The organism is Desulfovibrio sp. 7SRBS1, from assembly GCF_049723905.1.
Classification (GTDB): domain Bacteria; phylum Desulfobacterota; class Desulfovibrionia; order Desulfovibrionales; family Desulfovibrionaceae.
Genome location: NZ_JBJKFD010000001.1, coordinates 3,770,103 through 3,782,320 on the forward strand (window position 1 = coordinate 3,770,103; position 12,218 = coordinate 3,782,320).

The 12,218-nt window shown below is 52.6% G+C and carries 10 protein-coding genes; 6 read left to right on the forward strand and 4 right to left on the reverse strand.

Going from position 1 to position 12,218, the window contains the following annotated elements; translation table 11 throughout:
• Positions 1–97: 97 nt before the first annotated feature.
• Positions 98–634 carry a hypothetical protein gene (locus ACI0FJ_RS16725; protein WP_424305239.1) on the reverse strand — a complete coding sequence of 179 codons (537 nt, stop codon included), beginning with the start codon at positions 632–634 and terminating at the stop codon, positions 98–100.
• Positions 635–1,045: 411 nt separating this feature from the next.
• On the opposite strand from ACI0FJ_RS16725, the gene ACI0FJ_RS16730 reads away from it, so the two are divergent.
• The 4 genes from ACI0FJ_RS16730 to ACI0FJ_RS16745 all read left to right on the forward strand — a co-directional run bounded on the left by ACI0FJ_RS16730 (position 1,046) and on the right by ACI0FJ_RS16745 (position 8,203).
• Positions 1,046–2,581, forward strand: coding sequence for a sigma-54-dependent Fis family transcriptional regulator (locus ACI0FJ_RS16730; RefSeq protein WP_424305241.1), 1,536 nt, complete (start codon positions 1,046–1,048; stop codon positions 2,579–2,581).
• A gap of 528 nt (positions 2,582–3,109) precedes the next feature.
• On the forward strand, positions 3,110–3,979 hold the full coding sequence (locus ACI0FJ_RS16735; RefSeq protein ID WP_424305243.1) for a YkgJ family cysteine cluster protein: 870 nt from the start codon (positions 3,110–3,112) through the stop codon (positions 3,977–3,979).
• 748 nt (positions 3,980–4,727) lie between these two features.
• Positions 4,728–6,851 (forward strand): diguanylate cyclase, encoded by a 2,124-nt coding sequence (locus ACI0FJ_RS16740; RefSeq protein WP_424306586.1) that lies wholly within the window; start codon positions 4,728–4,730, stop codon positions 6,849–6,851.
• Positions 6,852–7,150: 299 nt separating this feature from the next.
• The gene (locus tag ACI0FJ_RS16745; RefSeq protein ID WP_424305245.1) at positions 7,151–8,203 is read left to right on the forward strand and encodes an alpha/beta hydrolase; all 1,053 of its coding nucleotides are present in this window, start codon (positions 7,151–7,153) and stop codon (positions 8,201–8,203) included.
• Positions 8,204–8,229: 26 nt separating this feature from the next.
• Here ACI0FJ_RS16745 and ACI0FJ_RS16750 read toward each other — a convergent pair whose 3' ends face one another.
• Entirely contained in the window at positions 8,230–8,379 is a 150-nt protein-coding gene (locus ACI0FJ_RS16750; RefSeq protein ID WP_424306588.1) for a helix-turn-helix domain-containing protein, read from the reverse strand.
• A gap of 587 nt (positions 8,380–8,966) precedes the next feature.
• Between ACI0FJ_RS16750 and ACI0FJ_RS16755 the strand changes: the two genes are divergently transcribed.
• On the forward strand, positions 8,967–9,503 hold the full coding sequence (locus tag ACI0FJ_RS16755; RefSeq protein WP_424305247.1) for an AAA family ATPase: 537 nt from the start codon (positions 8,967–8,969) through the stop codon (positions 9,501–9,503).
• A gap of 154 nt (positions 9,504–9,657) precedes the next feature.
• Positions 9,658–10,185, forward strand: coding sequence for an N-acetyltransferase family protein (locus ACI0FJ_RS16760; RefSeq protein WP_424305249.1), 528 nt, complete (start codon positions 9,658–9,660; stop codon positions 10,183–10,185).
• A 25-nt stretch (positions 10,186–10,210) separates the two neighbouring features.
• Here ACI0FJ_RS16760 and ACI0FJ_RS16765 read toward each other — a convergent pair whose 3' ends face one another.
• Both ACI0FJ_RS16765 and ACI0FJ_RS16770 read right to left on the reverse strand, forming a co-directional pair.
• Complete coding sequence (locus tag ACI0FJ_RS16765) at positions 10,211–11,527, reverse strand: sensor histidine kinase (protein ID WP_424305251.1); 1,317 nt, start codon at positions 11,525–11,527, stop codon at positions 10,211–10,213.
• Positions 11,520–12,215, reverse strand: a complete 696-nt coding sequence (locus tag ACI0FJ_RS16770) for a response regulator transcription factor (protein ID WP_424305253.1) — start codon at positions 12,213–12,215, stop codon at positions 11,520–11,522. Before ACI0FJ_RS16770 ends, ACI0FJ_RS16765 begins: the two co-directional genes overlap by 8 nt.
• Positions 12,216–12,218 lie beyond the last annotated feature (3 nt).

Below are 12,218 nucleotides of genomic sequence, written 5' to 3' on the forward strand. Positions count from 1 at the left end.
TTGGGGACTCGGGAGGTCGGGGCACATCCCGGAGGCCGCTACGGACCTCCGGAACATGCCCGCAGGTTACGCTCTTACAAAACTTGGCAGTTTCTGATCAGCTGGCCAGGAATTTCAGATTCTTTTCCTTGGTTCCGGAGACGGAACTGGAGGTTGCCGACGCACTCAGGGCGGTGTGGTCGCGGTAGGCCAGGGACTGGCTTTTCGAGGCGCTGGCAACGGAGCCGGACTTGACCGAATCGACCAGGTCCTTGGCTTCGTCGACGATACCGGCCACCTGGTCGTAGTATTCCTTGCCTTCCTTGTAGGTTCCCGCTGCCCAGTTGCTGGCTGTCTTTATCTTGCTGGCGGTCCAGGACGCGGCCGTGGAAACGGTGTTGCCAACCCAGTTGGCGGCGGTTTTGGCTTTGCCGAAAGCCCAGGAAGCCGCGGAGCTGATGGTGCTGGATGTGAGTTTGGTTGTTCCGTCCTTTACGCTTTTCACAAAGCTGGAAGCCGTGGACACGGTGCTGCTGATAAAGGAAGAAGCCTCCTTGTACTTCTTGGAAACAAAGGATGCTGCGGTGGAGTACGTTTTTTTGGCAAAGGACTTGACCTGGGAAACCTTTTTCTTGAGCCACGAGAATAAGCTCATCTCCATTCTCCTTTTGTAGAAATTGATGCATTTCCGGCGAATGCCGGGCTCCTTTGCCGTATACAAAGCACTCCCTGTGCCATAATCATAACAATTTGTTTTTATATAATTTTTTAAAATTGAAGCAGATCTTTTCAAGCTGATATTTCAGTATGAAAATTGATTTCAGCAGAGGTTTACGATATTTGGGTAATCGGCAAGAATGCTTTTGTATTGCCGAGACAACAGATAAATTTTCTTTTGAAATAATTTGGTACGCAGATTGCGTTTGCATTTTTGTCTGTAGTTGCCTTCTTTCCGGATTGGGCTGTGATTGGGACGGGGACCGATTTGAAAGAGCAGGAGGGTCTATAATCCTGCTCGTTAAAAGCCGATCCGAAATATCTCCAACTGTCTTCAAAGGATCAGCAGATGCCGTACGTCAGTTTTCTCAAGGAACTTGCCGGAGAGATTTCCATCCAGGAATTGCAGAAACGTTTTCTGAAACTTGTTTTGAATCTGCAAAACGTGGAGCGCGGTTCCATATGGATACGCAAAGGGGATGTGATAGAGTGTGTTGAGGCCGAGGGTGTGGAAAAGCACAAGATACTCGGCATGCAATTGGATATGGAAAAAAACAGCCTTGTCCGGTGGGTGCTGGAAAACAGGGAAATGACCATAGCCGAAGGCGGCGTGGACAAGCGGCATTATGCGGGTGTTGAAGACGATTTCAAGCTCAAGAGCAAGCTTATCCTTTGCTTTCCGCTGTTTCTTTCAAGCGGCGAGATATACGGGGTTTTGCAGGTTATAGACACCAGCTCGCAAGGGGCGCGGCTGAACCTGAAGCCGGAGCACATGAAGATATTGCAGGACATGGTGGACATAGGTTCCATTGCCCTGTCCAACGCCCTTGTCCGGGACAAGCATCTGCAACGGGTGGAACACCTTACCCGCACCATAGATTCCATGTATACCGGGCGTTTCATCCACGGAGTGAGCCGGTCTTTCAGCAAGGTGCTGGAACTTGTGGACAGCTACGCCGCCACCGACTACCCGGTGCTCATCTACGGGGAATCCGGCACGGGCAAGGAGATAATTGCCCGCGAAATCCACCGCCGCAGCCGCCGCAACACAAAAAACATGCTCATCCAGAACTGCAGCGCCATTCCCACGCACCTTCTGGAATCCGAGCTGTTCGGCTACGTGAAGGGAGCTTTTACAGGGGCTTCGCAGAACAGGGCAGGCCTTTTGGAAGCAGCCAATGGCGGCACCGTGTTTCTCGATGAGCTTGGAGAGATGGAATACGGGCTGCAAGCCAAGGTGCTCCGGGCGTTGGAAGACAACATCATCAAGCCGCTTGGTTCGCCGCAGAGCCGTAGAATCAACCTGCGCATCATCTCAGCCACCAACAAAAACCTGGAAAAGGCCATTGCCTGCGGGGAATTCCGGCAGGATTTGTTCTACAGGCTGAACGTCCTGCCTGTTTCGCTTCCGCCACTGCGCCGTCGCCGCGAGGATATCCCCTTTCTTGTGGAGCATTTTCTCAAGCGCGAATCCGAGTTTATGAAGACTCCGCGCAAAACCCTCACAGCTGAAACCATGCGCAAGCTGTGCGCCTACCGCTGGCCCGGAAACATCCGCGAACTGGAAAACTTCATCCGCCAGCTCATGGTGATTTGTCCGGCAGAGACCGTGGAGCCGGGCCACCTGCCGACCTACATTCTGGAAAACAAATGGGAGCAGGTAGCCCCGTTCGACCAGGCGCGGGAAAAGTATATTTTCTACAGCGAGGAGAGCCCGCGTTCCACAATCAACATCGACGGCATGTCCTGGGCCGATATGGAACGGGTCTATGCCGAATTCGTGCTTGAAAAGACCGATGGAAACATCTCCCGCGCGGCTCGGCTGGCGAATCTGAGCCGGTCGACCTTTGATTCCCGACTATCCCGCCTCCAAATTAAGAAATGAAGGCCATGTGATTTTTGCTCCCGGCGGCGTTGCATTTGGTTTCGCTTCGCGGGCCGTATTGAAATATACTGTCCTCGCTTGCGAAACCAAATGCGCCTTGCCGGATAACAAAACTTACCCGGCCACGTAATTCGGCTGTTCTTTAAGAACAAAAGTTACCTGCCGTAGAATTGGGCTGTTCCCTAATAATAAAAGTTTCTGGAAAGGGGAGCGCGAGGGGAAAACCTCTCGCGTCAGGCGGCTGAAAACGACACGTTAGCTGCGTTGTTTCGGGAAATTCAAATCCTCGCGTATAAAAGAATACGTGTCGGCCTTGAATTTCCCTCACGTCTTGCTTCCGCATCGTTTTGAGCCGCCTGCGAGTCTGTTGTGTTGTAGTATTGAGCATGGAGGTTTTTCCCTCGCATTAAGCGGCTGAAAAAGCCGCTGATTGCCATCGTAAAAACGCATTGACAAGCGGAGCCTTGTACCTGATCAGTCTATGACGGGGGAAACCCTTCATACTATAGCAGAGTTCAGAGGTGGCCGATGGTCTCTCGTTCCTCTTCCCGCGGTCCGCGTTCCAAGGCGGGCCGAAAGTGTTCTTTGCGACGCACCCGGAAAATCGGTGTCTGCAATCCCGCGCAGGCCGCGTTGTCTCCCGAGCTACAGCACGAGGCTCTGACCTCCCGCATCACCCAGGAATGCAGGGATGCCTTTGTAGCGGCTCTGCGTCCGCCGTTGGCCGAGGCCCTGTACAAGGTGGTGCGCGAGTCGTTGGACAAGTGCGAGCAATTGTTTGGCGAGCTTGAACTGGACCCACCCCTGGCCTGCAAGCGGGGCTGCATCTCCTGCTGCTACAATCAGGTGGTGCTCTCCGAGCCGGAAGCTCTGTACCTGGGTTTTCATCTGCTGGAAACGCAAACGCCCCAGCAGCTCCGGGAACTGCACGCGCGGGCGGGCGAACTGGTGACGGCGCTGGAAGGAAAAACCATGCAGGAAATCGGCATGGAGCGTCATCTTCACACCTGCCTGTTTTTGCAAGACGGCACCTGTTCCGTCTACCAGGCGCGTCCCCTGGTCTGCCGCGGGTGGAATTCCGTAAACGCGGACATGTGCCGCTACAGCAACCAGACCGGCGATGCCCTTGCACCCATAGAAAACCATGCACTGCCGCGGTTGCTGGCGGAAAGCATACGTACCGGCCTTTTGTGCGGTGCCAACGATCTGGGGCTCGAAGCCGGCTACATGCTCACAGTGCGGGCGGTCTTTCTTTTGCTGGAAGCGGGCCAGGGAGATTTGGGGCGGGGATTGCTTGAGTTTCTTGACTCCTGGTTGCGGGGGGAATCGTTCTTTTCTAGCTGGCGGGGGGCTGGCGGCTCAAAAAAGCACGTTAGCGGCGTTGCTGCGAAAAATTGAACCCGCTCGTGTACACAAAGAGTACACGTCGCGATTCAATTTTTCTGGCGCCTTGCTTCCGCACCTTTTTGAGCCGCCAGCGGGTGAAGACCGTGTGATTTTTGTCTCTGGCTTTGTTGCCGGAGAGCAAAACTTATCCGGCCATGTCATTGGGCTGTTTCTCTAGAACCCCGATTACCTACCGTATAATTCTTGTATTTTTTTAAGCACAAAAGTTTCTGGAAAGGGGAGCGAGGGGGAAAATTCTTGCGTCATGCGTCTGAAAAAGGCACGTTAGCGGCGTTGCTGCGAAAAATTGAACCCGCTCGTGTACACAAAGAGTACACGTCGCGATTCAATTTTTCTGGCGCCTTGCTTTTGCACCTTTTTGAGCCGCCAGCGGGTGGAGGGCCGTGTGTTTTTTGTCTCCGGCTTTGTTACATTCGGTTTCGCTTCGCGGGCCGTATTGAAATATACTGTCCTCGCTTGCGAAACCAACAGCGCTTTGCCGTAGAGCAAAACTTACTCGGCCGTTAAATTAAGCTGTTCCTTAAAATCAAAATTTCCCTTCCGTAGAATCAAGCCATTCATCAAAAATAAAAGTCTCTGGCCGAGTTTCCCCCTGAAAGAATCGGGCGGAGAAAAAACGTATTTTTAACAAAAAGTAGAAAAGATATCGTCGAACGCGTTTTTTTCTTATACTCTAGAGCAAATTGAGTTCGAGTTGCAGGTGAACAGCCGACCGAATGCGGAGGTTCAAAAAAAATTGATGGATTCTTTTTTTGTTCCCACTTTTCGTCTTAAAAGGACATTTCTTGCATTTGTACTCGCAGTTGGTTGCTTGTGGGCATTGCCTGCGGGAAATTATGCCGCTGATCAGCCTTCGGGGCAGGATAAGGAGCCGGTCAATATCCTGTTTTTGGATTCGTATTCCCCTGCAATGCCCTGGTCGCAGGCTTTTTTGAAAGGACTGGTATCTGCCCAAAAAAAATCGGAGCGTCCTATTGAGCTGTCTGTTGAATATCTCGACAAAGCCAGGATGCCGGATGGGCTGACATCTGCCGAGTTTTATGCGTACCTGAAGAAAAAATACCGGAACACCCACTTTGCAGGCCTTGTCGCCAATTCGAATTCTGCCACAGCCTTTGCCAAGGAGTATGGAAACGCCCTTGTGGGAGATGCGCCGAAAGTCTCCTATGCATCCGAGAAAAGTGCGGCATTTACGGATGGTCCTACATTGTTTTCCTTGTGGGGTAATTTTGAGCAGGCTGTAAAGGAAACAACCAAGTTGGCTTTGGAGCAAAACCCGCAAGCCCGGTCCGTCTTTCTCATTGAAGGCAATAACGAAGACAGCCGCGAACTGGTCGGTATGTTGCGCAAGCGTTTTGAGACGACCACGGATCTTCCCGTCCAGGTTGTTTCACAGTTTTCTCTTGCGGAGCTGAAAAAGCGTGTAGCCGGATTGAATAAAAGGACCATCGTCTTTTGTTCCATCATCTGGTCCGATTCTACCGGAGCCCGCTTCATCCCAAGACAAGTTGCTGCGGAACTTGCCGCAGTCTCCCCCGCGCCTATTTATACTTTTTGGAGCCCTTTTATTGGCTCTGGAATTATCGGCGGCCACATGCTCGACAGCAATGTTGTAGGGGCACAGCTGATGGTTGCTCTTTTGGATTATTTAAAGAACGGTCATTTTGAGGACTCGTACAACACGCTCCAGACATATTTGGATTGGGATGCCATGCAACGTTATGACATCAATGCAGACACGGTGCCTGCCGGTGCGATTGTCATTAACAAGCCTCCAAGCCTTTGGGGCGAATACTATGAAGTGATAATTGAAATAGGAATAGCTCTGGCCCTTCTGATGCTGAGTGCCTTTGTCTGGGGGGCGAAAGTAGCGAGACTGAACAGCAAGTTGCGCCATAGCCGGGATACGCTCGAATTACGCGTTGCAGAGCGGACTGCTGAGCTCCATACCCTGAATAAGGATTTGTCCGATAGTGAAGCTCGTTTTCGTTCGCTTTCCGATGCATCGTTTGAATGTATTTTTATTACCCGTAATGGAGTGGTCCTCGAAGCAAACAGAGCTGTTTATGACATGTTTGGATATGAACAAGATGAATGCATTGGTATGCTTGGATCGGATATGGTTGCACCTGATTACAGAGATGATGTGATGAACAATATGTTATCAGGTTATGAAGAACCTTATGAATCGTGCTGTTTACACAAAGATGGAAGTGTCTTTCCTGTCGAGATACACGGTAAGATGTTTTTGTACAAGGACGAGTGGACAAGAGTTACGGCTATTCGGGATATTACGGAGAGGAAAAAGGCAGAAGAGGCTTTAAAAGACGCAAATAAGCAGCTGGAGAGACTGGCGTTGCAGGATGGGATGACTGGAATTGCGAACCGCCGCAGTTTCAATATGAAGATGGAAAATGAATGGCTCAGAATGTCGAGGGAGAGGAAACCATTATCCATATTCCTTTTTGATGTGGATTTTTTTAAACTGTATAATGATACATACGGGCATCAGGCTGGCGATGTTTGCCTCCAGGAGATTGTCAAAGGGGCACTTCCCTTTCTGAAGCGCCCCGGAGATCTGTTTGCCCGGTATGGCGGCGAGGAATTTGTCGCCGTACTTCCGGATACCGATGGAGAAGGGGCGGCTCACCTGGCAGAACAGGTACGGAACGGGATTTATGAACTGAAAATTCCCCATGATGCTTCGAAAATTTGTGAGTATGTGACGGTGAGTTGCGGAGTTGCTTCCTTGGTTCCTTCGGAAGCCACGACACCTGAGGATTTGTTGAAAGCTGCGGATAAAGCCTTGTATGAGGCAAAGGAAGCAGGACGCAATAGGGTGGTTCTGAAAATTTTGGACTAGATTTTGTGTCAATTTGCCCATAAGGCATCTCGGGAAAGTCTTTTTCATTCCGCTTGGTTGGGGGATTGTGGACACCTTTGTCCGGTATGTGCATCAAAAAATACAGCCACTATCCTTCCATCCGTGTAAAATACCGTCTGTATAACGACTTCTACAAACACCTTCCTTTGTATTCACGTTCTTTCACGTGCATTTTCATTGACAAGGGACCCTCTGCTTGCCCTGATGAATGGGAAAAACAGGTGGCTGAATAGGCGGTACTCCCTACGTCTTCGCCCAAGAGCTACAGGAGCCTCTGAATGACTGTTACAAGACTTCTTGCATCATTTGTTTTTATTTTTGTTGTGTTTTTGGCTTTGGGCCCGGTTCACAGCATAGTTGCAACGGAAACAGTGAACCGGCAGGCCGAAAAAGCCATGCTTCCTGTCAGCGAACAGGCCAGAGAATTCATCGCCACTACCAAGGCAGCTCCCCTGGATGGCCCGCTGACAACACAACAAGCCGAACAGATGCGGCAGAAGATAGCGGAAGGCAGTAAGGGGCTGACATTGCTGGCCACACACCTGCAATGCACGGTTTCGGATATGCAGGTCGGCGGGGTAAAGGTGGTTCGGGTGGCGCCCAGAGGAATATCGCCCGAACAGGAAGACAGAGTTGCGCTTTATATTCACGGTGGCGGCTATGTTCTCAAGTCCGCCTTGGACATTACTGCGCTGCTCATGGTCCGCCAACTCAACATGCCGGTCTATTCCATAGAGTACCGTCTGGCCCCGGAGCATCCTTTTCCTGCCGGGTTGAACGACTGCATGGCCGTGTACAAGGCTTTTGAAGAACGCATGCAAGCTAGGAAGGTTGTTGTTTTTGGCGGGTCTGCCGGAGGCGGGCTAGCTCTTGCCATGCTGCTGCAGGCCAAAAAGGAGGGGCTTCCCATGCCCTCGGCCGTGGGACTGTTTTCGCCCTGGTCGGACCTGAGCCGCACGGGCGACAGTTACTATGCCAATGAGGGACGCGATCCTGTTTTGAGCTGGAAAGGCAATCTGGAATTTTTCGCATCCGCTTATGCGGGCAAGGCCAACCGCAAGAACCCGCTGCTGTCTCCCATCCATGGCACATACGAGGGCTTTCCGCCCACCCTTATCATCACCGGGACGCGCGATCTTTTCCTGAGCAACAGCGTGCGCCTGAGCCGCCGCATGCAGCTTGCCGGAGTGGATGCCGAACTGCGCGTATGGGAAGCCATGTTCCATGGATTCGATCTGATGCCCGACCTGCCCGAGGGCAGGCAGGCCCGTCGGGAAATGGCGGAATTTCTCATCCAGGCCGGCAAAGTGGAGCCGCAGGCCGCCCAATAGGGCACTTTTGTTATCTGCTTTTCCGGTTACGCACCGGGGCCGATGTCGAACTCCTGCTTGAACCGTCTGGAAAAGGAAGCAGCCAAGGCGTACCCGCAGCGCATGGCAATGTCTTCCAGGGATGTGTTTGTTTCGGCAAGCAAGGCCCGTCCCTTGAGCAGCCGCCATTGGGCCAGGTAAGTTGATGGGCGTCACACCGACCAGCCTGGAGAATCTGTCGGCAAAGCGTGCCCGGGAGATGCCCGCGTGCGAAGGGGTTCGATTGTCCAGCCTGTGCCGGGGGCGTTGTGAATGGCCTTGAGCGCCTTGGACACGTTGGGGTCCTGCAAAGGCCGCGATAAATCCTGCCGAACCGTGTCCTTCCTGCTGCCCGTTCGCTTGGGGCTGTCCCCTGACCGCCTGCAAAAAAACAATCTCGATCAACCTGCTCAATACCCCGGTTTCGCCGGGTGCCTGCAATTCCGCATGGGGGACTGAGGACCTTGGCTCCCACTGCCCTTTGATTGATTCGCTTGCCCGTAACCAACGGGATATCGTCCTGCGGGGGGGCCTTGTTTTTCACCCTGTTTTAGGCAATACTTTTACACCTTCAAGTGAAGCCGCTTTTTTGTATATCTCTTCTTTTTTAAGCCTTTCATTTCCATTTCATCCCACGACTTTTTTCAATCTCTTGTTGCGCCGCAAGGCAAGGCTTGCAGCTCTCGTCTTGCCGTCGGCAAATCTTGGTTCACTCTCGCAAATCAAAACAGGGGCGTATCTGACCATGACAAATTATATTGTTCTTACCGGGGGCCCTGGCTCGGGGAAAAGTACGGTTCTCGAAGCATTGGGACGACTTGGCTACAATTGTTCGGAAGAAACAGGGCGGAAAATCATACGCCAGGAACTTGAACACTCGGGCCATGCCTTGCCCTGGCAGAACAAACAGGCATTTCGGGACAGAATGTTGGATGAGGAACTCCGGGCCCATGCATTGCATCGCCACCACAGCGGCCCTACTTTTTTTGATAGGGGAATCATAGACACGTATGGGTATTCACTTCTCGAAGGCCTGGAACCAACGCATGCGTTGCTTTCCAGCTGTTCCTCGCTTCGCTACGGGCAAGTGTTCATTTTTCCGCCCTGGAGGGAGATCTTCATACAAGATGCAGAACGGAAGCAGGACTTTGCCGAGGCACAAAGAACATATGAGGCAATGCACAAGGCGTATGGCGACTTCGGGTATGAGCTGATTCGGGTTCCGTTTGCCGCGGTCGAGGAGAGAGTCCGGTTCATTTTGCGCGAACTCGATGGAAAGTGAGCAGATCCCCCAAGCCGGGGGCGTTTGGCTTTTGGGAGGCGGTGCCTGGAAAAAGCCTCGCCATGGTTGTGGATAGCCATGGCGTGTTTGCCAACCCTGCGGTAAACACGTGCCGGTAAAGAGTTGCAATATCAACCCCAGAGAAGGGCTCCCCATGAATACCACGCTCGTGCAATGCACGTTTGAGTCGCATGCTGCATCCATTCTGGATATTTTCAACGAAGCCATCGTCAATTCAACCGCTCTGTATGATTACAAGCTCAGGACGGGCGAGAGCATGGCAGGGTGGTTTGAAACGAAACGAGTCAACAGATATCCGGTTATCGGCCTGGAAAACGAGGAAGGAATTCTTTTGGGATTTGGCAGCTACGGCACGTTTAGGGCTTGGCCTGCCTACAAGTATACAATCGAGCATTCCTTGTATGTGCATAAGGACTTTCGCGGCCAGGGGCTGGGGAAAATCCTACTGCGGGGGCTGATAGAAAAAGCCGGTGAAAACGGATTTCATGCAATGGTTGGCGGGATCGACGCGCAAAACGCCGGAAGCATTGCCCTTCACAAGAAATTCGGCTTCGAGCATGTAGGCACGCTGCCTCAGGTCGGCTTCAAGTTCGGTAAATGGCTCGACCTGGCTTTTTATCAGCTCTTACTCAGCACCCCTGCCTGCCCCAACGAGGACTAGGGGCAGAGCCGACCACCCAATGTGCTCAACTGATATTCTGGCGGGGGAAGACTATGCGGAACACAGTTCCCACGCCCAAGGAGCTTTCCACTTCCATACGGGCTCCGTGGGATTTTATGATTGCCTGGCAGAGATAAAGCCCCAGACCATAGCCTCCCGTGGTACGGGTGCGCGATTCGTCCACCCTGTAAAAGGGGGCGAAAAGATGCTTCATTGATTCTTTCGGGATGCCTATGCCGTAATCTTTGACCACGATGCTGAACCCGTCGTCTTCTTCCCGCAGGGATATTTCAACTGGGGCACTGTCCGGGGTTGAATATTTGATTGCGTTGTCCAGCAGGGAGCCCAGGGCCATGGTCATCCTGTCCAAATCGATCATTGCCATGACAGGCCTTTCGGGGATGTCTGATGAAATCCCGGGGGGCTGGTCCCGGTACCCTTCCGTAACCTCGGCAACAAGTTGGGCCATATCCGTCTGCCGTGTGCTGAGGGCATCGATTCCATGATGCATTTTCGCTGTTTCCAGCAGCGAGGTGATCATGGCTTCCATTTGCCGTACATCGTGCTTGAGAGCCGAAGTGTCGACCTCGCCTGTGAGCATTTCCAGCCGGAGTTTGAGGCGTGTGAGCGGGGTTCGCAACTCATGGCTTACCCCGAGAAGCAAATCCCGCTGGCCCATCACAAGGCTTTCCAGTCGAAAGGCCATCTGGTTGAAGGCTTCGCACAGCTCTCTCAGTTGTCCCGAGCCTCTCGTCTGCACACGCGTATCAAGCTCGCCGTCCCCGATATATCCGGCCCCTTCGGTCAACCATTCAATGGGCCGAAGAAGAAACCGTAATATAAGATAGACGACCAGCATGATCAGGCAGGTGCTGATGAGGGAGTATATCCCGAATTGCCACAACGCGGACCGCTCTGCCTTGGTGGAAAACAAGTCAAAGGTCAGAAATTCATTGGGGGCAAGTGAAACACGCAGCCTGTAATTTTCATGGAGGTTGAGTATTTCAATTCCATCCTGGCTGAAGCGCGGTGCGAGGAACCGCGCTGGAAATCGTTTTTCTGTTTCGCCCACCACCCAGGGTGTTTTTCCCGTATAGGTAATGCGCATGGGACGTTGGCGGGCAAGGGCTTCGGCCTTGCTCCTGTCCGGCGGGGAGCCTACCAGGGTGGCAAGGTGGCGGGCATACTGCAGCAAGCCCTGGTTCAACGTGGTGTCGTGTTCACGTTTCTGGGTGCTGTAGAGGTGCATGGTAACGCCATTGATGGCCAATACCCCAAAAATGAGCACCAGTGCCAACTTCGTGAACAGGGATTGCCTGACCTTTCGGCAAACTCTAGCCATCCACGCTTCCTCGCCCGATAAAGACATAGCCGGTTCCCCATACTGTTTTGATGTATGTGGGAACCTTCGGGTCGTCGCCAAGCTTCTGTCGAATACGGCTCATGGTGATATCTATGGAGCGGTTGAAGGAGTCGCTGTCCAGACCTCGCAGCTCCTGCATAAGGTCGTCCCTGCTGAATATCTTTCCCGGGGTGCGGGCCAAAATGGCAAGGGCGTTGAATTCGTTGGTGGTCAGGCCAATATCTTCCCCATCAAGCACAACCGCACGGGCTTCGAAGTCGATGCGAAGAGGACCGAACTCCCCTATTTCATTGATCGTGGTATTTTGACTGCGCCGCAGGATGGATTGGATGCGGGCAACGAGTTCACGCGGTTCAAACGGTTTGGGCAGGTAGTCATCGGCACCGAGTTCAAGGCCTGCCACCCGGTCCATGACATCACCACGTGCAGTAAGCATGATGATCGGGACCTGGGAGGTTTGGCGAATTCGGCGGCAGACCTCGAAGCCGTTCATTCCGGGAAGCATGACATCCAGAATGAGCACGTCGGGAGAAAGGGATTTGAAGGCGTTCAGACCTGCTTCGGGCTCTCCTTCGGAATGGACGGTATAGCCGAATCCGCCAAGATACTCTTTCAGGAGTTGCTGGAGATCGGCATCATCTTCGATGACCAAAATGGTATTTGCCATTCT